This is a genomic window from Sphingobium sp. FG125 (assembly GCF_057809795.1).
Map to the genome: position 1 here is coordinate 60,988 of NZ_JBMDKQ010000007.1, position 20,656 is coordinate 81,643.

At 63.7% G+C, this 20,656-nt stretch carries 20 protein-coding genes, 1 tRNA gene and 1 pseudogene; 13 read left to right on the plus strand and 9 right to left on the minus strand.

Annotated features, from left to right (window positions below):
* The first annotated feature begins 222 nt into the window (after positions 1–222).
* The 3 genes from ACODSR_RS08530 (at position 223) to ACODSR_RS08540 (ending at position 3,240) form a co-directional block, all read left to right on the plus strand.
* Positions 223–1,827 (plus strand): phosphoenolpyruvate carboxykinase, encoded by a 1,605-nt coding sequence (locus tag ACODSR_RS08530; protein WP_489075553.1) that lies wholly within the window; start codon positions 223–225, stop codon positions 1,825–1,827.
* Positions 1,828–1,941: 114 nt separating this feature from the next.
* Positions 1,942–2,259 carry a hypothetical protein gene (locus tag ACODSR_RS08535; RefSeq protein WP_119746441.1) on the plus strand — a complete coding sequence of 106 codons (318 nt, stop codon included), beginning with the start codon at positions 1,942–1,944 and terminating at the stop codon, positions 2,257–2,259.
* A gap of 144 nt (positions 2,260–2,403) precedes the next feature.
* Positions 2,404–3,240, plus strand: a complete 837-nt coding sequence (locus ACODSR_RS08540) for a ferredoxin--NADP reductase (protein WP_489075555.1) — start codon at positions 2,404–2,406, stop codon at positions 3,238–3,240.
* Positions 3,241–3,426: 186 nt separating this feature from the next.
* Here the strand turns inward: ACODSR_RS08540 and ACODSR_RS08545 are convergent.
* Positions 3,427–5,252: pseudogene (locus ACODSR_RS08545) on the minus strand (DUF885 domain-containing protein).
* A 106-nt stretch (positions 5,253–5,358) separates the two neighbouring features.
* The gene (locus tag ACODSR_RS08550; RefSeq protein WP_489075557.1) at positions 5,359–5,799 is read right to left on the minus strand and encodes a hypothetical protein; all 441 of its coding nucleotides are present in this window, start codon (positions 5,797–5,799) and stop codon (positions 5,359–5,361) included.
* Between the two features lie 111 nt (positions 5,800–5,910).
* Here ACODSR_RS08550 and ACODSR_RS08555 point away from each other — a divergent pair, with 111 nt between their 5' ends.
* Together ACODSR_RS08555 and ACODSR_RS08560 are read left to right on the plus strand one after the other, a co-directional pair.
* A complete protein-coding gene (locus ACODSR_RS08555; protein ID WP_489075559.1) occupies positions 5,911–6,162 on the plus strand; it encodes a type II toxin-antitoxin system prevent-host-death family antitoxin in 252 nt (83 codons plus the stop codon).
* Positions 6,162–6,581 carry a type II toxin-antitoxin system VapC family toxin gene (locus ACODSR_RS08560; RefSeq protein WP_489075561.1) on the plus strand — a complete coding sequence of 140 codons (420 nt, stop codon included), beginning with the start codon at positions 6,162–6,164 and terminating at the stop codon, positions 6,579–6,581. Before ACODSR_RS08555 ends, ACODSR_RS08560 begins: the two co-directional genes overlap by 1 nt.
* Before the next feature lie 19 nt (positions 6,582–6,600).
* Here the strand turns inward: ACODSR_RS08560 and ACODSR_RS08565 are convergent, their stop codons facing one another.
* From ACODSR_RS08565 to ACODSR_RS08575, 3 genes are all read right to left on the minus strand, one after another.
* On the minus strand, positions 6,601–7,677 hold the full coding sequence (locus tag ACODSR_RS08565) for a type I restriction enzyme HsdR N-terminal domain-containing protein (protein WP_489075563.1): 1,077 nt from the start codon (positions 7,675–7,677) through the stop codon (positions 6,601–6,603).
* Between the two features lie 130 nt (positions 7,678–7,807).
* Positions 7,808–8,251, minus strand: coding sequence for an NfeD family protein (locus tag ACODSR_RS08570; RefSeq protein ID WP_489075565.1), 444 nt, complete (start codon positions 8,249–8,251; stop codon positions 7,808–7,810).
* A 382-nt stretch (positions 8,252–8,633) separates the two neighbouring features.
* Positions 8,634–9,605, minus strand: a complete 972-nt coding sequence (locus tag ACODSR_RS08575) for an SPFH domain-containing protein (protein WP_037488536.1) — start codon at positions 9,603–9,605, stop codon at positions 8,634–8,636.
* Positions 9,606–9,682: 77 nt separating this feature from the next.
* Between ACODSR_RS08575 and ACODSR_RS08580 the strand changes: the two genes are divergently transcribed.
* Positions 9,683–10,498 carry an HpcH/HpaI aldolase/citrate lyase family protein gene (locus ACODSR_RS08580; protein WP_489075567.1) on the plus strand — a complete coding sequence of 272 codons (816 nt, stop codon included), beginning with the start codon at positions 9,683–9,685 and terminating at the stop codon, positions 10,496–10,498.
* 174 nt (positions 10,499–10,672) lie between these two features.
* On the opposite strand, the gene ACODSR_RS08585 is transcribed toward ACODSR_RS08580, so the two are convergent.
* Positions 10,673–11,503: a 23S rRNA (adenine(2030)-N(6))-methyltransferase RlmJ gene (locus tag ACODSR_RS08585; RefSeq protein WP_489075569.1), complete on the minus strand. Its 831-nt coding sequence runs from the start codon at positions 11,501–11,503 to the stop codon at positions 10,673–10,675.
* A 261-nt stretch (positions 11,504–11,764) separates the two neighbouring features.
* Positions 11,765–11,855 (minus strand) — tRNA-Ser (locus tag ACODSR_RS08590).
* 93 nt (positions 11,856–11,948) lie between these two features.
* Here ACODSR_RS08590 and ACODSR_RS08595 point away from each other — a divergent pair.
* From ACODSR_RS08595 to ACODSR_RS08620, 6 genes are all read left to right on the plus strand, one after another.
* Entirely contained in the window at positions 11,949–12,839 is an 891-nt protein-coding gene (locus ACODSR_RS08595; RefSeq protein WP_489075570.1) for a peptidylprolyl isomerase, read from the plus strand.
* 179 nt (positions 12,840–13,018) lie between these two features.
* Positions 13,019–14,134: an alanine dehydrogenase gene (gene ald / locus ACODSR_RS08600; RefSeq protein WP_489075572.1), complete on the plus strand. Its 1,116-nt coding sequence runs from the start codon at positions 13,019–13,021 to the stop codon at positions 14,132–14,134.
* A 230-nt stretch (positions 14,135–14,364) separates the two neighbouring features.
* Entirely contained in the window at positions 14,365–15,195 is an 831-nt protein-coding gene (locus ACODSR_RS08605) for a sulfite exporter TauE/SafE family protein (protein WP_489075820.1), read from the plus strand.
* Positions 15,196–15,266: 71 nt separating this feature from the next.
* Positions 15,267–15,992 (plus strand): response regulator transcription factor, encoded by a 726-nt coding sequence (locus ACODSR_RS08610; protein WP_489075822.1) that lies wholly within the window; start codon positions 15,267–15,269, stop codon positions 15,990–15,992.
* Positions 15,985–17,337: a sensor histidine kinase gene (locus ACODSR_RS08615; protein ID WP_489075574.1), complete on the plus strand. Its 1,353-nt coding sequence runs from the start codon at positions 15,985–15,987 to the stop codon at positions 17,335–17,337. The genes ACODSR_RS08610 and ACODSR_RS08615 overlap by 8 nt, the downstream gene beginning before the upstream one ends.
* Positions 17,330–17,896 (plus strand): hypothetical protein, encoded by a 567-nt coding sequence (locus tag ACODSR_RS08620; RefSeq protein ID WP_489075576.1) that lies wholly within the window; start codon positions 17,330–17,332, stop codon positions 17,894–17,896. The genes ACODSR_RS08615 and ACODSR_RS08620 overlap by 8 nt, the downstream gene beginning before the upstream one ends.
* An 11-nt stretch (positions 17,897–17,907) precedes the next feature.
* Here ACODSR_RS08620 and ACODSR_RS08625 read toward each other — a convergent pair whose 3' ends face one another.
* A complete protein-coding gene (locus tag ACODSR_RS08625) occupies positions 17,908–19,098 on the minus strand; it encodes a phospholipase D-like domain-containing protein (protein ID WP_489075578.1) in 1,191 nt (396 codons plus the stop codon).
* A gap of 119 nt (positions 19,099–19,217) precedes the next feature.
* Between ACODSR_RS08625 and rpoZ the strand changes: the two genes are divergently transcribed.
* Positions 19,218–19,562 (plus strand): DNA-directed RNA polymerase subunit omega, encoded by a 345-nt coding sequence (gene rpoZ / locus ACODSR_RS08630; RefSeq protein WP_026002539.1) that lies wholly within the window; start codon positions 19,218–19,220, stop codon positions 19,560–19,562.
* A gap of 395 nt (positions 19,563–19,957) precedes the next feature.
* Here rpoZ and ung read toward each other — a convergent pair whose 3' ends face one another.
* Positions 19,958–20,644, minus strand: a complete 687-nt coding sequence (gene ung / locus ACODSR_RS08635) for a uracil-DNA glycosylase (RefSeq protein WP_489075580.1) — start codon at positions 20,642–20,644, stop codon at positions 19,958–19,960.
* Positions 20,645–20,656: the final 12 nt, after the last annotated feature.

Sequence of the window (20,656 nt, forward strand, 5' to 3'; positions counted from 1 at the left end):
CGCGCGCTGCAAGGAAGGCAGGTGCAGCCGATCCTGCGGTATAAGAGTCGCTATTCGGGACAAACGCCGGACCACAGGGATTTGACGCACCATCCGCAAAGCCTTATGCCCCCCAAAGTCTGCAGGAATGACGCCGCGCACAAGACAGCGGCGCTGAGGGGCGGACCGGTCGCGAATATGCAGATGTTTGTGACACGGAATTATTACATCAGGAGCAAAGGCGTGCAGGCCAAATCCTCAATCACCCTGGTCAACCAGGGCATTACGACTAATGCCGTCCAGTTCTGGAATCTCGGCACCGCACCTTTGGTCGAGGCGGCGATCCGCAACGGCGAAGGCATATTGTCGAAGGACGGCCCGCTGGTCGTCAAGACCGGCAAGCATACCGGCCGCAGCGCCAAGGACAAGTTCATCGTTCGCGACGCCGAAACCGAATCGACGGTGTGGTGGGGCGATACCAATCGCGGCATGACGCCGGAGCAGTTCGCTGCGCTGAAGGAAGATTTTTTCAAGGCGCTGGGCGAGAAAGACACGCTTTATATCGCCGACCTGTTCGGCGGTTCGCAGCCTGAACATCGCGTCAATGTGCGCGTCATCAACGAACGCGCCTGGCACAATCTGTTCATCCGCACGCTGCTGGTCCGTCCGAGCGCGGAAGAATTGGCGAGCTTTGCGCCTGAATATACGATCATCGACCTGCCCAGCTTCAAGGCTGACCCGGCGCGCCATGGCTGCCGCAGCGAGACAGTGGTGGCGGTCAACTTCACCGAAAAGCTGATCCTGATCGGTGGCACCGCCTATGCCGGTGAAATGAAGAAGTCGGTGTTCGGCATCCTCAACTATCTGCTGCCGGTGAAGGGCGTGATGCCGATGCATTGTTCGGCCAATATCGGCCCGAACGGTGACACCGCTGTGTTCTTCGGCCTGTCCGGCACGGGCAAGACCACCCTGTCGGCGGACGCCAGCCGCACGCTGATCGGCGATGACGAGCATGGCTGGTCGGACACCGCCGTGTTCAATTTCGAGGGCGGCTGCTACGCCAAGATGATCAACCTGTCGGCCGAGGCCGAGCCGGAGATTTTCGCCACCACCAAGCGCTTTGGCACGGTGCTGGAAAATGTCGTGATCGACGAGGAAACGCGCGAAATCGACCTGGACGACAATAGTCTGGCCGAAAACAGCCGCGGTTCCTACCCGATCGATTTCATTCCGAATGCGTCGGAAAAGAATCTGGGTCCGGTCCCCAAGAATATCATCTTCCTGACTGCCGACGCCTATGGCGTGCTGCCGCCGATCGCGCGGCTGACCCCCGAACAGGCGATGTATCACTTCCTGTCGGGCTATACCGCGCGGGTTGCGGGCACCGAAATCGGCGTGACCGAGCCGACCGCTACCTTCTCCACCTGCTTCGGTGCGCCGTTCATGCCGCGTCACCCCAGCGTCTATGGCAATCTGCTGAAAGAGCGGATCAACAAGGGCGGGGTCACCTGCTGGCTGGTCAACACCGGCTGGGCCGGTGGCAAGGCGACGATGCCGGGGATCAAGCGGATGCCGATCAAGGTCACCCGCGCGCTGCTCAACGCCGCGCTCGACGGCAGCCTGAACCAGGCCGAATTCCGCACCGATCCCAATTTCGGGTTCGACGTGCCGGTGGCGGTCGCTGGTGTCGAATCGACCATCCTGGATCCGCGCGCGATGTGGGCGGACGCCAACGCCTATGACGAAACCGCCGCCGTGCTGGTCAAGCAGTTCGTCGACAATTTCGCGCAGTTTGAGGATCATGTGGACGAAGGCGTCCGCAGCGCGGCGCTGACCGTCGCCGCCTGATCCGGCGCAATCATGAAAATCGGGGCCGGGGGAGCGATCCTTCCGGCCCTTTTTTGTTTTGCGCCTGCGTAACGATGCTATGCTGCGCGTCGTGGTGAAGCAGGAGTGACGATGATGGGCATGTTCGACGATCTCATTGGCAAGGTAGGCGGTCTGGAAGCGATCGCGGCGCAGATCGGCGTGACGCCGGAACAGATGCAGGGCTTGATGACCGAAATCAGCGGCAAGATCGGATCGGGGGAAACCAGCGTGGCCGCGCTCGCTGAAACGGCGGCGGAACATGGCGTGTCGGCGGACAAGTTGCAGGAATTGCTGGGCCAGTTCGGCGGTCCCGAAGCGATATTGGGCAAGCTGGGCGGCATGTTCGACCGCGATGGCGACGGCAATCCGCTCAATGAACTGGGCGGCCTGGCCAAGGGTTTGTTCGGTTGAAATGCTGATGACGACGGGGGCCAGCTATCGGCCCCCCAAGTTTTTTTCGCCTTGCCTTCATGCGGCGTTGGCTCCATTCGCGGCTAATATCAGTTGTTGCGAACGATACGCAACTGGCGTTGCCCGCCCGGCAGGCAGGCATAGATGGCAAGGAAGAAGGTCTTGACCGACGTGACGATCGAAAAGCCGCACTTGGAACCCACCGGCGCGCTGAGCGTGGAGACGGTGCTGTCGGTGCGGCACTGGAACGAGCATCTGTTCAGCTTCCGCATCAGCCGCCCGGCCAGCTTCCGCTTCCGTTCCGGCGAGTTTGTGATGATCGGCCTGAAGGGCGAAAATGGCAAGCCGCTGCTGCGCGCCTATTCGGTCGCCAGTCCTTCGTGGGACGAGGAGCTGGAATTTCTGTCGATCAAGGTCGAGGATGGCCCGCTGACGTCCAAGCTCCAGCTGATCGAGCCGGGCGACCAGATTTATCTGGGCCGCAAGCCGACCGGCACGCTGGTGACCGACGCGCTGCTGCCGGGCAAGCGGCTGTTCATGCTGTCGACCGGTACGGGCCTGGCCCCGTTCCTCAGCCTCTCGCGTGACCCGGACGTCTATGAATTTTACGAGCAGGTCGTCGCGGTCCACTCGGTGCGCCGGGTGAGCGATCTGGCCTTCCGTGACGAGCTGGCATCCAAATGGGCGGAGGACCCGCTTGTGTCCGAACAGGCGCCTGCGCAGTTCCACTATGTGCCGACCGTGACCCGCGAGCCGTTTGACGGCCACAGCGCGCGGATCGACAAGCTCGTCGAGAGCGGCGTGTTGTTCGAGGGGATTCCGGGCGCGCCGAAGTTCGACCCAGAAACCGACCGGATCATGATGTGCGGCAGCATGGAAATGATCAAGCAGTTCGCGGCCTGGTTCGAAGCCAACGGCTTTACCGAAGGCTCCAACGCGGCGCCGGGGCAGTTCGTGATCGAGCGGGCGTTTGTGGGGTAAGACCCATTCAACCTCTCCCTTGAGGGAGAGGTTGCGCAGACTTGGCAGCTTGCTGCCTAGTCGCAGCTGGTGAGGGTGTCCGACTTGTCGGAGACGTGCGATCTTGGCGTCGCACACCCTCATCCAACTTCGCCTAACTGGCTGCGCCAGTAAGGCTTCATATCCTTCTCCCTTGAGGGAGAAGGTTTAAGCGCCCTTCCGCTCCGCCACCCATGCCTCCACATGCCCGGCCAGCACGGTCATCGGCACGCCGCCGCCCTTGACCACGGCGTCGTTGAACAGGCGAAAGTCGAAGCGGTCGCCCAGCGCGGTTTTCGCCATGGTGCGCAGGCGGTTGATTTCGCCATGGCCGACCTTGTAGCCGCAGGCCTGCCCTGGCCAGGCGCAATAGCGGTCGACTTCACCCTGCACATCCTCGACCGTCGATCCGTTGGTGGTGGCGAACCAGTGGATCGCCTGTTCGCGGGTCCAGCGTTTGGCGTGGAGGCCGGTGTCCACCACCAGACGGCAGCAGCGATAGGCGATGGACTGGAGATAGCCCAGCCGCCCGGCGACATCGCCATCATAGGCGCCCAGCTCGTCGCCCAATTGCTCGGCATAGAGCGCCCAGCCCTCGCTATAGGCGTTGAAGGCAAGCAGGGAACGGATCAGCGGCAATTTGTAGGTATATTCGCCCTGCCAGATATGGCCGGGGATGCCTTCATGATAGGTGAGCGTCGGCAGGCCGTAGCGCGGCCAGATGCTGGTATCGCGCAGGTTGATATAATAGTTGCCGGGCGTTGATCCGTCGATGGCCCCGGCCCCGGCATAGGCGCCGGGCGCGCCGGCCTCTATCTCCACCGGCACGCGCTTGACGATCAGCCTGGCGGGGACCAGCGTGGCGAAGGCGCGGGGGAGCCGGGTGCGGATGTCGGTCAGGCGGCCGTCGATATAGGCCAGGATTTGCGCGCGGCCCTTATCGTCATTGGGGAAGAGATAGCGCGGGTCCTTGCCCATCGCGGTCATCCGTTCGCCCACCGTCCCCTGGGTCATGCCCAGCCCCCTGAGCAGCCCGTCCATGTCCGATTGCAGTGCGGCGAGTTGCTCCAGCCCCAGCCTATGCACGTCGTCCGGGGTCATGGTCGTGGTGGTCCCGGCTTTCAGCGCCCAGGCATAATAGGCCTCGCCCTGCGGCATTTTCACACGCCCGCGTCCATGGTGGCGGTGGTGCGCTGGCGTTTGAGTTCCGCGACCTGGCCCGCCAGCGCCGGAGCGACTTTGGTGCGGACGATCTGGAGAGCTTTGGCGCCATAGTCGCCGGGCATCGACGCGGTGCGGCGGGCGATGGAGGCGACCGGCACCCACTGGTCGAGCGGCAGGGCGCGCACCGCCTCCATCTGGGCGATGCTCTTGTCGAGCAGGAAGGCGGGGGCGGAGACGCCGATGCCCGCATCATGGCGCAGCCGCTCCGTCTCGCCCGCCAGATTGGCGGCATAGGCGGTGAGGCGATCGAGATAGGCATCGGCATCGGCGGGAGTGGCGATGGCGTGGTTGCTGTCGAGGAAATCGGGGGTTTCGACAAAGCTGCCGGTGTTCTGGGCCACCGCATAGGGCGCGTTGCGGTAGGACCAGTTGCTGTTCATCATCGCCATGTCGCCGAAGGGGAAGGCGAAACCCTCGGCGGCCAGTTCGTGCGCGGCGCGGGTCACCTCCACATTGGTGCGGGTGACGGGGCTGAGCGGGGCGAGATCGATGGCGCGGAGTTTGCTCAGGCGGTCGGTCACATGGGCGGCGATCTGCGCCTGACCCGCCGGGCTTTTATGGCCGAGCCGATGTTTGAGCGCGGCGCGGGGGCCGGTGTCGATGCCAAGCCCGCTGGCGCTTTCGGGGGCGTCGGCCAGCATCGCTTCTGCCATGGCGGCAAGGGTTGCTTCGGCGCGGGCGTCTGGTGTTTCGGCGGCGCGGGCGGGGAGGGCGGCCAGCGCGAAGGCGGAGGAACCGGCGACGAGAAAATCGCGGCGAGTGGCGGTCATGCAAACGCTCCGAAATAGGATATTTGCCGCTTAACTTCGCATATTTCCCGGTAAATGCGACATGATATTTCCTATTGGCGACAGATCATAACAAGCGGCGGCGCGCCTATTCCGTCTGCGCGCGTTGGTCGATTCGCACACGATGGGGCATATGGGCGCGCAGCCCTTCGACATCGCCCGCCAGCGACCGCAGCGCCGCGAACATGATGCGATGGTCCGGCCCCGTGCGATAGCCAACCTCCCGCCTGCCGCGGAAGAGGGGGCGCGGCGCGGCGTCATGGATCAGCGCCATGGCGCGATCCCGCGCGGCATCCAGCCCCATTTCGATCGCCCAGTCCCACGCCGCGGCGAAACTGTCCGCGCCAGGCCGCGCGCGCAGATGATAGGCCGAGCGCGGCGAACAGCCGACGCTGCGCGCCGCGTGCGCGACGATGCCGCATTGGGCCAGCGCTGCGATGAACGCCGCCTGCGCATCAGGCGTCCAGCCACGCGCGCGGCGCTGGAGCGGGACCGGGGTGAAGTGGAGAAGATCGGGAGAATCGGGCATGACGGGGAGCATGGCATGGGAGGCGGGTTGTAGGACAGGGGGGAGGGCGGCACGTTGACAGCGGGACAACGACATATTATGTCTGTATGTAACGACATACAGGATATGCCGATGACCGCAACCTTCACCAGCCGGGAATTCAACCGCGACCCCGGCAGCATCAAGCGGGCCGCCCAGTCCGGCCCGGTGTTCATTACCGACCGCAACAGGCCCTCGCTCGTCGTGCTGGCGATCCGCGATTATGAGCGGCTGGCGGGGCATGGCGCGTCGCTGTTCGACCTGCTGATGCCCGATGACGATCAGGATTTCGATTTCGACCCGCCCAAGGCGCAGATCGCATCGCGGCCCGCCGAGCTGGATTGATGTTCCTGATCGACACCAATGTGATTTCGGAAAGCCGCAAGATGCGGTCGGGCCGCGCCGCGCCGCAGGTCGTGGCGTGGCTCAAGGCGACCGACCCCAGCACGACCTTCGTTTCGGCAATGACCCTGTTCGAGCTGGAGCTGGGCGTGGTGCGTATCGAGCGCCGCGATGCCGCGCAGGGTACAAGCCTGCGCCGCTGGCTCGATCAGATCGTCAAGCCGGGTTTTGCGGGGCGGGTGCTGGCGATGGATGGTGCGGTGGCGGTGGCCTGCGCCGGACTGCACGTCCCCGACCCGGTGAGCGAACGCGACGGCTGGATCGCAGCAACGGCGCTGGTCCATGGGCTGACCGTGGTGACGCGCAATGTTCGGGATTTTGAGGGGACGGGGGTGGGGGTGGTTGATCCTTGGGTGGGGTAGGGGAATCGTGATAACGTTATCAGGATTCTAGGGCTTCAATGAAGCGCACAGCAAATTCTCCAGACCCGCCAAGCGTTGCCGTTTCAGGTACGCTGGCCAAAATCATTTGCACCATGGGATTTGAGGCGGAAGTAGGCTTGTGGAAGCGAAACTGATAGTCAAACGATACGATGCCTTTGAATTGGCCTTCTTCAAGAAAACCTATGGCTTCCGAGAAAACATCAAAGGTGATTGCGAATGGACTTGGTACTGGAGCCATTCCCGGAACGTCCAAGATTTCTCCCTCAGGGACGCCCCCGGATTGAACATTCTTAAAAATGGTCGGAGCTTCGCGATCATTTGAAATTTCTGCCGAAGACGTTGCGAATTCAAACCGATCTAAGCCAAGTCGTTCGTTCAGTTTTCGCGATGCTCCTGTTAGGCTCAACACACGCAGAGATGCCTTAATTCGTCCATCGGTTTGCCTCTCGACAAAACCCTCAGTAATCGGCGCTACAGAATCGGTTATCATGTCGTTTTGAAGAAGCGGGTGATCTGAATAATGTTGGCCGTAGACCACCTCTCCCCCCAAAATTTGAAGTCTTGGAGGTAATCCTTTTCCGAGCGGTTGACCGATCGGCGGGGTCAGTCGGGCCGCGTATTTCTTGATCGCATCGAATTCAAGTATGGCGCATATTTGGGTTCTAAGGTCTTCAATATCTTCGTAAGACCAACGGAGAAGCGGTCGTTCCAAACGACTAGTCATGAAAAGCTGATAGTCGCGCCCATTTGTAACAAGAAAATATAGAGCTGCTATTTCAGGATGTGCAGCATATGTATGGGCTTGATCTATGTCATCTTGCCTAATATTCCGACTTGGTGCTTTGACCTCAACTACCCATCGTCCGTAAGAAATTGCTTCGCAAATATAATCTGCTTTGCCAAGTGCGGCATCCTTTGCTGGCTTTTTTCTGCCAAGGAACGACTTATCGTAACGGAGCGGTATCTCTGTCCGAATTGTAGCTTGAGTTCCGTGCTTATAGCCAAGGCTCTCCAGAAATGGTCTTACAACCGCTTCTCGAACGTCAGTCTCATTCATAGAGTCAAAGTCTGGCATGTCGCCTCCCTGCCTGAAAGCTAGGAGTGAGATAGAAATCAGTCAAAGCGGATTTTTGAAATAACTGCCACGATCTGAGTTCAGCACGATACGACAAACTATAAACGGCCATAAACGGCGCAGTCCCGCCTTAAAATCCCTCCACCCGCAACACCGTCCCCTCAGCCGCGACCACGCGCACCCGTGCGCCAACGTCCGCGTCCGCGCCTGCCGCGCTCCAGACGCTGTCGCCGACTTTGACGCGGCCTTCGCCGCCGGTGATGGCTTCCACCACGGTGACGGTCTGGCCGATCAGGCGGGCGGTGCGGTCGTTGAGGAGGGGGTCGGTGGAGGCGACCGGGTGATCGCTGTACCAGCGGCGACCGGCCCAGACGGCGGCGACGCTTAAAGCAGCGAACAGCAGCAGTTGCAGGGGCAGGCCGATCGGCAGCGCCAGCGCGGTCAGGCCGGTGATGGCGGCGGCTATGGCGATCCAGATCAGGAACACGCCGGGGATCATCACTTCGGCGATCCCCAGCAAGGCGGCGAGGACCAGCCAGGCCCAATGGTCTTCGAGGAGGGCGGTGAGGGTCATGGGGTGGGGGTCCGGGGGCTGGGTTGGGAGAAAGTGAAGGGTCGGGGCTTCGACAGGCTCAGCCGATCCTTCGACAGGCTCAGGACGAACGGGGACGGGGGTGTGGGCACAAGGTCCGTTCGTTTCGAGCGTAGTCGAGAAACCTGTGCGCCCTGTTTCTCGACGCAGTTTATCCTGAGCGCCTGCCGCAGGCGGGCAGTCGAAGGGCTCGAAACGAACGGGGGTGGGCGGGTGGCGCGGGGACTTTGCCCAGACGATGGCCCCCACCCCAACCCCTCCCCTGAAGGGGAGGGGCTTTTAAGATTGCGCAAAACCAACCCTTCAAACGAGTCACGGGCCTCGTTTGAACCTGAAGGGGAGGGGCTTATCGCGCCCATTGCGCTTACCCCTGGCTCTGGCCGAAGGGGCCGCGTCTTGGCGCTGGAGGCGGGGGCGTTGGCGTGTTGTCGCCGCCCAGGGCTTCGCGCGCCAGGGCGCCGATGCCGCCCAGCGTGCCGATCAACTGGGTGGCTTCGACCGGGAAGAGGATGGTCTTGGCATTGGGGCTGGTGGCGAACTGGCTGACGGCTTCGGTGTATTTTTGCGCGATGAAGTAATTGAGCGCCTGCGGGTTGCCCGCTGAAATCGCGTCGGAGACCATCTGGGTCGCCTTGGCTTCGGCCTCTGCCTCGCGTTCGCGGGCTTCGGCGTCGCGGAAGGCGGCTTCGCGGCGGCCCTCGGCTTGCAATATCTGGCCCTGCTTCTCACCCTCGGCGCGCAGGATTTCGGCGGCTCTTGCGCCTTCGGCATCCAATATGTTGGCGCGCTTTTCGCGTTCGGCCTTCATCTGGCGGCCCATGGCGTTGACGATGTCGGCGGGCGGGCGGATGTCCTTCAATTCCACGCGGGTGATCTTGATGCCCCAGGCGTTGGTCGCATGATCGACCACCGAGAGCAGCCGGGCGTTGATCTCGTCGCGCTTGGACAGGGTTTCGTCCAGGTCCATGGAGCCCATGACGGTGCGCAGGTTGGTGGTGGCCAGCTGCATGATCGCGACATAGAGTTCGGACACTTCATAGGCCGCCTTGGCCGCGTCCAGCACCTGAAAGAAGACGACGCCGTCGACCGACACCATGGCATTATCCTTGGTGATGATTTCCTGCCCCGGAATGTCGACCACCTGTTCCATCATGTTGATCTTGCGCCCGACAGCGTAGAAGAAGGCGGGGTAGAAATTGAGGCCCGGTCGGGCGACTTCGGTGAAGCGACCGAAACGCTCGATCGTATATTGATAACCCTGCCGCACGACCTTCACACTGACGGCGAGGTAGAAGAGGACGAGCGCGGTGAGAGTGAGGGCGAAGGTCGTCAGCATCATGGTCTCCCCGAAAGTGGCTTGGACTATGCGCCTTATTCGTTAACGGGGAAAGTCAAACCAAGGAGAGTTGCCCCATGTTGCTGCGTCATGCCCGTTCGCTGCTGTTCCTGCCCGCGTCCAACCCGCGCGCCATCGCCAAGGCGCGGACGCTGCCGTGCGACATGGTGATATTGGACCTGGAGGATGCGGTGGTGGACGAGGCGAAGGCGGACGCGCGTGCCGGGGCCGTGGCGGCGCTGGCCGAGGGGTTCGGGTCGCGCTTGACCGGCGTGCGGATCAATGTCGAGGGGACGCCCTGGCACGGGGCGGAGATGGTCGCGATGAAGGGGGCTGCGGCGGACTATGTCGTGCTGCCCAAGGTGGAGAGCGCCAAACAGGTACGCGACGTGTTCAGCGTGGCGCAAAAGCCGGTGATCGCGATGATCGAGAGTGCGAAGGGCGTGCTGGCCGCACCGTCCATCGCGGCGGGCGAGGGGTGCGCGGGGCTGTTCATGGGGGTGAACGACCTGCGCCGCGACCTTGGCATACCGGCGGGCGCGGGGCGCGAGGGGCTGAGCCATGCGATGCAGGCGGTGCTGCTGGCGGCGCGGGCGGCGGGGATCGCGGTGTTCGACGGGGTCTATAACCGGCTGGATGATCTGGACGGGCTGGCAGCGGAATGTGTGGCGGGCCATGCGCTGGGCTTCGATGGCAAGACTTTGATCCATCCGGCGCAGGTGGCGGTGGCGAACGGGGTGTTCGGGCCGGACGCGCAGGCGCTGGCCGATGCAAGGCGGCTGATCGAGGCGGCGACCGGCGGGGCGGAGCGGTTCGAGGGGCGGATGATCGAGGCGATGCATGTCGAGGAAGCGCGCGCGCTGGTGGCGCGGGCTGATGCAATCGGGGCGTAGGGCTTTCGCGTCACACCCTCTGCCGCGCTGACGGGGCGAGGACGATGTTGGCGAGCAGCGCGGCATTGCGTCCGAAATGATGACCGCCCGGCACGATAATCTGCGTTGCGAAGCGGCGCGGAATGGCAGGGCAGGCGCCTTCCCTGTCGGTGAAGGGTCAGATGAGGGGTGATCTTAATGGTCCAACCAACCCGATATAATCTCGCCCTTATGCCCTTCGGGCGCCAACGCCGCGCGCAAAGCCTCCAACAGTGGCGGCAGTGCCTGCGTGAAGGCGTAAGGCGGATTGACGATAAAGAGGCCCGCGCCGTTATAGATGCCGGGCTGCTCGTTATCATATAGCCAATGCTCCACCCGCAGCAATTTGGGTATGCCGAGCTTTCGCAATTGCGTCACCCACCGCCAGTGCGTGGCCCGGTCTTTCAGCGGAAACCAGATCACCGTCACACCATGCGCCCATTTGCGGTGAGCAGCGGCCAGGGTGGTGGTGATGCGCGCGCGTTCGTCCGGCTGCTCATAAGGCGGGTCGACCACCACCACGCCGCGAGGCGTTCGGGGCGGCAGCATGGCGAGCCAAAGTTCGTAGGCGTCGCGTTCATGCACGGCGGCGCGGGTGTTCCGCATCACGCCGCGCAGGGCGTAAGCGTCCTCCGGGTGCTTTTCGTTGAGGATCAGCAAATCCTGCGGACGCAAAAGCTGCGCCAATATCTGCGGCGATCCGGGATAAAGATGCGGCTCGCCACCCACATTCACCGCCTGCACAGCGGCGCGATAGTCGTCCAGCAAAGGGTTCGGGTCGGCAAAAGCTCGGCGCACGCCCTGCATGGCCTCGCCGGTGCGTTGGGCTTCGTCGCCGCCAAGGTCGTAAAGCCCGCAGCCGGCATGGGTATCGATCAGCGTCAGCGCGGCCTGCTTGAGCTGCAAGGCCCGCACCAAGGCCATCAAAAGGCTGTGTTTTACGACATCGGCGCTGTTGCCAGCATGGAAGGAATGGCGGTAATTCATTGTGACCCAAAAAACTGACGATCGGCCTTTACACGAGCGGCTGGACTTTCTGCAAAGCGAAGTTACGGCAGCGCCGATATTGCTGCGCGGACCAGGCGCGGTGACCGATCCGATGCTTGCATAGGGTCGGGCGGAAACCAGATCGCGAATGACGATTACGCCACAAGGGTCACGAAGCGTCTTTCCTTGCAGGCTTTCCGATCAACGAGATGGCGGCCCAGTAAGAAATTATTTGTTTAATTTCAATTATTTATAACTAGGTGGCGGAGCGGCAGGGATTCGAACCCTGGATACGCTTTTGGCGTATACTCACTTTCCAGGCGAGCGCCTTCGACCACTCGGCCACCGCTCCGCATTGCACTGGAAGTCGCGCTCCCTATCGCGGCAAAGGCGGCTAGGCAAGGGGATGCTTTACTTTCCTGTGCGGCGGCGCTCTGATCGGCGCATGATCCGTTTTTTCGCGCCCGCGCTGCTCGCTTTTGTCCCCGTTTTTGCCGCCATCGCCGCTGATCCGCCCGCAACGCCCGCTGCCGTCGTGGCCGCAGCCCCGGCCAGCGCCTGGCGCGCGATCGCGGCGGAGGATCTGCTGGTGATGACGATCGAGGGGGGCAAGCGGGTGGTGATCCAGGTCGCGCCGGCCTTTGCGCCGCGCCATGTCGCCAATATCCGGGCGCTGGCCAGGGCGCATTGGTGGGACGGGACCAGCATCAACCGGGTGCAGGATAATTATGTCGTGCAATGGGGTGATGTGACGGAAAAGAAACCACTGCCGCCCGGCCTGTCGCCGACCAGTTCCGCCGATTATGTCCGATCGATCGCCAATGTGCGGCTGGCGATCACGCCCTCGCCGTCGGCTGACGCCTATGCGCCCCAGACCGGCTATAGTGACGGCTGGCCGATGGCGATGGACGGCGATGGCGCATGGTTGCCGCATTGCTATGGCTTTGTCGGGGTTGGCCGCAATGTTTCGCCCGACGCGGGGACGGGTGCAGAGCTGTATGCGGTGAACGGGCAGGCACCGCGCCAGCTGGATCGCAATATTGCCGTGGTCGGCCGGGTGATCGAGGGGATGGCGCATCTGTCCAGCCTGCCGCGCGGGTCGGGCGAACTGGGTTTCTACACGGCGGACGAGAAGAAAGTGCCGATCCTGTCGGCGCGGCTGGCGAGCGACTTGCCCGACGCCCAAAGGCCGCGTTTTCAGGCGATGGACGTCGCCTCGCCCAGCTTTGCCACCTATTTGCACCTGCGCGCCAACCGGAAGGATGATTTTTACGACCTGCCCGCTGGCGGGGTCGATCTGTGCAATGCACCGGTGCCGGTGCGGGCCGCGCCATAACTGTTTTGCACCTTGATCCGTTCGTTTCGAGCGGAGTCGAGAAACGGTCGCGCGCAGTTTCTCGACTTCGCTCGAAACGAACGGAGGTTGGGACTTCCACTGCGATGTCATCAGGCTCAAACGGAACATTCGTCGCGTCATTCGCGCTATAGCCGCAACAGGATAGCGGGAGAGAGCGGATGATCGTCGGCACCGTCAGGGAAATCAAGAATCACGAATATCGCGTCGGCCTGACGCCTGAAAGCGTCCATGAACTGACCGCGCATGGCCATGACGTGCTGGTCGAGACGGGCGCGGGCGAGGGGATTGGCGCGCATGACGCGCTGTACGAGAAAGCGGGCGCGCGGATCGTCGCGACCGCGGCGGCGGTTTTCGCCAGCGCCGAGATGATCGTCAAGGTCAAGGAGCCGCAGGCCGAAGAGCGGGCCATGCTGCGGCCGGGGCAGATCCTCTACACCTATCTGCATCTGGCCCCCGATCCCGACCAGACACGCGACCTGATCGCCAGCCGCGCCATCTGCATCGCCTATGAGACGGTGACAGACGATCATGGCGGTCTGCCGTTGCTCAAACCGATGAGCCAGGTCGCGGGTCGCATGGCGATTCAGGCGGGGGCGACGGCGCTGGAAAAGGCGCATGGCGGGCGTGGCGTGCTGCTGGGCGGGGTGCCGGGCGTGCTGCCCGCCAAGGTCGCGGTGATCGGCGGCGGCGTGGTGGGCTTCAACGCGGCGCAGATGGCGGCGGGGTTGGGCGCGGACGTAACGATCCTGGATCGCAGCCCGGAAGTGCTGGAGCGGCTGGGCATGTATTTCGAGGCGCGGGCCAAGACGCGCTTTTCCAACCGCGCCAATCTGGCCGAATGTGTGGCCGACGCTGATCTGGTGATCGGCGCGGTGCTGATCCCCGGCGCGGCGGCACCCAAGCTGGTCAGCGCAGCCATGCTGAAAACCATGAAGAAAGGCGCGGTGCTGGTCGATGTCGCGATCGACCAGGGCGGCTGTTTCGAGACCAGCCATGCCACCACCCATGCCGATCCCACCTATATCGTCGACGGCATCGTCCATTATTGCGTCGCCAATATGCCGGGCGCGGTGGCGCGCACCAGCACCTATGCGCTCAACAATGTGACGCTGCCCCATGCGCTGCGGATCGCCGATCTGGGCTGGAAGGATGCGTTGCGGAGCGACCCGCATTTATTGGCCGGGCTGAATGTGTGGGACGGCAAAGTCACCTATCAGGCGGTCGCAGAGGCGCTGGGGCTGGCCTATGTGGAGGCGGCGGAAGCGGTGGCCTGAGCAGGGGTGCAATGCCCGCCCGCCAACTTTTGCCTGTCCCTGTTGTGGGTTAGCCGCGCCTGTTCGTCTAGCCAGACAAGGGACCGCTGATCCATGTCCCTTGTCCGGTTTCGCCGAAGAGAGGCATGGTTTCCCGTGATGATCGATTCCCCGTCATTCGCCCCCTTGACCTGCAAGGGCGTTCGCAACAGCTTGGCCATGGGTCAGGCACGGGAACAGGGGGCGCGGTGATGCAGGGCGATGTCATGACCTGGCTGGTGCCGCTGATTTCGATGCTGGCCGCCGGGCTGTTCGCTGGCTTTGCCGCAGGCATTTTCGGCATTGGCGGCGGCTTCGTCGTTGTGCCGGCGCTGTTTGTCGTGCTGCCGCTGCTGGGCGGCACGCATGATGCCATTGCCCATGTCGCCATCGGCACGTCGGCCGCGACTATCATCGTCACCTCGATCCGCTCACTCCTGTCCCATGCCAAGCGCGGGGCGGTGGAGTTTGAGATACTCAAGACCTGGGCGCCGTGGATCATCCTGGGCGATGGTATCGGCGTGCTGCTGGCGGGCCATGTCGACGGGCGCATCCTGACGATGATCTTTGCCGGTGGCGTGTTCCTGATGTCGCTCAACTTCCTGTTGCCCAAGGTAGGTGACAAGGTGATCAGCCAGGATATGCCATCGGGCATCGCGCGGGTCGGCATAGCCGGGGGGCTGGGGACATTTTCCGCCCTGCTGGGCATTGGCGGGGGTACGATCGCGATCATGGTGATGACCCTGTGCGGGCGTTCGATCCACCGGGCCATCGCCACCGCGTCGGGCGTCGGCACGCTGATCGCCATTCCCAGTGCGATCGGCTTTGCGCTCATCGGCCTGAAAGAAACCGGCCTGCCCTGGGGATCGCTCGGCTATGTCAACCTGCCTGCGACGCTGGCGATTGCATCCATGTCGGTGTTGACCGCGCCGCTGGGCGTGGCCGTCGCCCATGCACTGCCCGCCAAACCGCTCAAGAAGATCTTTGGCGTCTATCTGATCGTCATCGCCTTCGTCATGTTCCGCAACGCCCTGAAAATCTGAACGGCGGAGCGCGCCCCTAACAGATATTGTCACTGGCGGCCTTTCTCTCCATTCGTGTAGCGGGGGGCATGATGGGGCAGACTGACCAGATTTCCGTGTTGCTGGTGGAAGATGACGCCGCCGCGCGCGCCAATATCGCCGCGATCCTGAGCAATGCGGGCATGACCGTGGAACAGGCCGAGGATGGCGTGACCGGGCTGACGCGCGCGGGCAGCGGTGGCCATGACGTGCTGATCCTGGACCGGATGCTGCCCAACCTGTCGGGCATCGACATCGTGACCCGATTGCGCGGCGCGGGCGTGGGTGCGCCGGTGTTGATGCTGTCGGCGCTGGGGCGCAGCGAACATCGGGTCGAGGGGCTGGAAAGCGGGGTCGACGACTATCTCGCAAAGCCGTTCGAGCCGGACGAACTGGTCGCCCGCGTCCGCGCCCTGTGGCGGCGCGCCAGCCGCCGCAACCATGATCCGGTGCTGCTGTTTGGCGATCTGGAATGTCATGCCAAGGCGCGCACCGCCTATCGCCAGGGTCGGCATCTGGCGCTGTCGCCCAAGGAATTTGAGCTGTTCCGTTACCTGATGGACCATGCGGGCGAGGTGGTGACGCGCGAAATGCTGCTGCGCCATGTGTGGAAGCTGAATTTCGATCCGCAAACCAATGTCGTCGACGTCAATGTTGGCCGCTTGCGGCGCAAGCTGGAGGAAGGGTTTGACGGCCCGGTGCTGGAAACCGTGTGGGGCACCGGATACCGGCTGATCGCGGCGGGGGCAGGCCCTGCCAGCGGATCGGCCGTTGGGTAGGATCAACCTGTTCCACTCGGTATTCGGCCGGGTGACTTTGTCGGCGCTGCTGGTCAGCCTGTTGTCCACGCTGGCGCTGTTCCTGGTGGTCGAACAGATCGTCGCCGATGATGGCCGGGCGATGCTGGCGCGGGAGGTCGATACCGATCTGGCTGGCCTTGCGGATATTTATGTGAGCGGCGGCGACGCGGAATTGCGCGCGCGCATCGCGGACCGGCTGGCGGTCGAGCGGGAGGATGGCGAGCAGGGCTGGTATCTGCTGGCCGACGCGCAGGGCCGCCGCGTTGCGGGCAATCTGGAACGCTGGCCAAAATTATCCTCGCGCGTGTCCGAAGCGCGCTTCGTCACCTTGCCCGACGGGCAAAAGATGTTCGCGCGCGCGACCCGGCTTGGCCCGGCGGCACAATTGCTGGTCGGGCGCAGCGATCTGCGCGGGCAGGCGTTGCTCGCCCGGCTGGCGGTGGCCTTTGCCGTGGCGGGCGCGCTGATCGCGCTGCTCAGCCTGTCGGCTGGCCATTTTGCCGCGCGTCGCCTGCGCGCGCGGGTGGAGGCGGTCAACGCGACCTTCGCCGCCGTGCGCGCCGGGCGGATCGCGGCACGCGCGCCGGGCGCGGGAGCCAGCGACGAACTGGCCGAACTGGCGGGCAATACCAATGCCATGCTGGATCAGGTCGAACGGCTGATCGAGGCGCAGCGCGCCGTGTCGGACCAGACCGCGCATGAAATCCGCACCCCGCTGATGCATCTCGACACCCGGATATTGAAGGCGATGGAAGGGACGCAGGATGCCACGTTGTTGCGCACGCTGGACCAGTCGCGCGGCGAGATTCGCGGGGTCGTGCGGCTGCTCGATTCGCTGCTCGACATAGCGGGCACGCAGGCGCTGCGTGGCGATCTGCGCGGGCTGGCGGAGGTGGATCTGAGCGATATCGCCGAGACATTGGCCGACCTGTATGGCGCAAGCGCGGAGGAATTGGGCATCGGCTTTCATGCCCGGATCGCGCCGGGGGTGATGCTGCGTGCCGACCCGATGCAGATGATGCGGCTGATGTCCAACCTGCTCGACAATGCCTTCAAATATGTGCCGAGCGGCGGGTCGGTGGCGCTGGAGCTGTCGCCCGGCCCGCGCATCGTGGTGCAGGATGACGGCCCCGGCATCCCGGCGGCGGACCGCGCGCGCATTTTCGAACGCTATGTCCGGCTCGATGTCGGGTCCGGTGGCGGCCATGGGCTGGGACTGGCGCTTGCCAGAGCGATTGCGCAGCGGCATGAACTGTCGCTGCATGTGGAGGACGCTGCGCCGGGTGCGCGGTTTGTCGTCCGGTTGGAGGATCAGGATGTTTAGGCTGTTGCTGCCCGCATTGCTGCTTGCCACGACGCCCGCCGCGTCCGCAGCCGACATGCTGCCCGCTGATCCGGTGCTGCGCACGCTGATGGAGGGGGATGCGGCGCTGGCCGGGGGCAATGCCGCGCAACTGATGGACACAGCGCAGGTCTTGAAAGCGCTGGGCGCGACCCCGGCAGAGGGGCAGGACGATCTCGCCGCGCTCTGGACGCAGGAGGCGCAGACGCGCGGCGTGACTCGATCGACGCTCGCCTTTCGCGGACGGGCGCTGGGTCCGGCCTACAGGCGCGGGTCGCTGGTGGCTGGCGGCAGTTTCACCATGCGACAATTATTCCTGGCCGGACAGCGCGCGCAGATTTCCATCGCACCGGCGGGCGGGGCCGGGGGTGCTGGCCTGTCGATCCGGGTGCAAGGGGCCGATGGCGCGACCCTGTGCGCGAAGGCTGTGGGCGGGCCGCAGGCGGACTGTGCATGGCTGCCGGTCTTTACCGAACGCTATGATATTGTGATCGAAAATGGCGGTTCATCGCCTGCGGGATTCTACCTGATCGTGCGTTGATCCCGGCTCCGTCAATCGGCGTCGGGATCGCGGAAATTGAGGCGCCGCGTGACGGTATAGTCCAGCACGCCGACCAGCAGATAGCTGATCCACTGCTTGGCCAGCGTCAATATGGTGCGGGTGGCGCGGTGGCTTTCCAGCGTCACGACGCGGCTGTCCCCCGCCATCCGGTCGATCAGGCTGCGCACCGATGTGGCAAACCCGGCATCGTCGACCCGCAGCATGACCTCTAAATTGACGAACAGGCTGCGCATGTCGAAATTGGCCGATCCGATGAACACCGCATCGTCGATGACGATCAGCTTCATGTGCAGCTTGCGGGGCTGATATTCGGCAATCTCCACCCTGCGCTTGAGCAGCGGCCCATAGAGCAGCCGCGCTGCCGCGACCGTCGCGCCATTGTCCGACCTGGCGGGCAATATGATCCGCGCGCCCTTGCGCCTTGTCGCGCGAGCGATCCGTTTGAGCATCCCGCGTCCGGGGGAGAAATAGGCCGCGACCATATCGACCCGCTGCGCCTGTTCCAGATCATGTTTCACCACCTGCGCCCAGGGGCTGAGCCGCCGGGTCGGCCCGCCGATCAGCCAACGGAAAGGATCGGCGGGATCATGATGGAGCGAGGGGTGCCAGTGGCGCACCATGTAGCGCAAAGTGCGGAAGCGCTGCTTGCGCGTCGCGACCCAGCGCCAGAGCTGGCCAAACCAGCGGCTCATCGCCTCGACCTGTGGCCCCTCCATCCACAGGCCAAGGTCGGCCCAGCTGTCGTGCGGCGGGATGCCGAAATAGCCATCCTCGACATTGAAGCCGCCGATCAGCATCCGGGCGTCATCCGCGATTGCCATCTTCTGATGGTTGCGGATCAGGTAGCGGGTCGACCGGCGCGTGCCGAACCGGCCGAAATGGCCGCCTGCCTCCATCAATGGCGCAAAGAAAGCGTCGGGCGTGCGGGACGATCCGAAGCCGTCAACCATCAGCGTGACCGCCACGCCGCGCGCCCGTGCAGCGACCAGAGCGTCGCGTATCTTCGTGCCGCTGCCATCGCCCGCAAAGATATAATAATAGAGTTTGAGCGAGGTGCGCGCACCCGCAATCAGCGCCACCAGCGCGTCGAACAGGGCCGCGCCATCATCGATCAGGCGCAGATGATTGCCGTCCAGCGTGACGGCGATGTCGGGCGCTTGGACTTTCACGGGGGTCGCCATCGCGCCCTCATGCCGCCTTTTGGCCGGGTGCGCCACGGCTTTATGGCCTTTTCATTGACTTGGGACAGGGGCGCTGCTAACCGGCCCACTAATCATTCCATTTGTTGCAGGAGGCCCGTTTGGCCCGCGTTACCGTCGAAGATTGCGTCGACAAGGTTACCAACCGTTTTGACCTCGTCCTGCTCGCCGCCCAGCGCGCGCGGGAGATTTCGGGCGGCGCAGAGCTGACCGTGGACCGCGACCGGGACAAGAATCCCGTCGTCGCCCTGCGCGAAATCGCCGAGGAAACGGTGCTGCCCGCCGAATTGCATGATTCGGTCGTCGCCTCGCTCCAGAAGGTGCAGATTGACGATGACGATACGCCGGACGAAATCGGATCGATCGCGCAGTCGGCTGAAGCCCTGCGCCTGACCGCTGCCGCGCCGCCGCGCAACCAGAATATCGGCGGCGATTACGACGGCTGATCCACGGGATTTGGTTTGGAGAGGGAAGAGGCCCGGCCTGCGCAAGCAGGACCGGGCCTCACTTTTTTGGTGGGTGATTGAGCGGTGTTCACACAGCCACACCCGTCATTCCCGCGCAGGCGGGAACCCATGTCTCGCCATACGACTCGATTGCCGGAGGCAAGATGGGTCCCCGCCTGCGCGGGGATGACGCAAGAAGTTATGTTTGTGAATCTGCAGGCCGGGCGATGCGTTTGCCCTTGGTTCGGCTGGTGAGGTGGAACTGTCCGCAACGGTCGCAGCGATAGGGGCGCAATATGATGCTGGCTCGCTCTGCCGCTGCCTGCGCGTCACTTTCCGATTCATAGCGCCGCTTGGCGTTACATACGCGCAGGCGGGTGCTTTTCACGCTTCGGTCACAGCGGCGGCAAGGCCCAGTCGATCGCCCCGCGCCCATGCGCTTCCAGAAAGGCGTTCGCCTGCGAAAAGGGCCGCGATCCGTGGAAGCCATTATGCGCCGACAGCGGTGAAGGGTGGGCGGATTTCAGCACCAGATGGCGGCTCTGGTCGACGAACGCCGCCTTGCGCTGGGCATAGGCGCCCCAGAGCAGGAACACGGTGGGCTTTTCCTGCTGCGCCACCAGCCGCACGACGGCATCGGTGAACAGCTCCCAGCCCTTGCCCTGATGCGAAGCGGCGCGCGCCATTTCGACGGTCAGCACGCTGTTGAGCAGCAGCACGCCCTGTCTGGCCCAATGTTCCAGAAAGCCGTGGGACGCGCGCGGGATGCCCAGGTCCGCCTGCATCTCCTTGTAGATATTGACCAAGGATGGCGGGGTGCGCACGCCGGGCTGGACCGAAAAGCACAGGCCATGCGCCTGCCCCTCGCCATGATAGGGGTCCTGCCCCAAAATCACGACCTTGACCTGGTCGAGCGGGGTGAGGTCGAGCGCGCGGAAATAGTCGCGGCCTTTGGGGAAGATGCGTTTGCCCGCCGCCTTTTCCGCCGCCAGAAAGGCTTTCAGCCCCTGCATATGCGGGGTGGCGAACTGGTCGGCCAGCGGGGTCAGCCAGCTTTCGTGCAACTTGATGGCGCTACTCATGGCGCGGGTGAT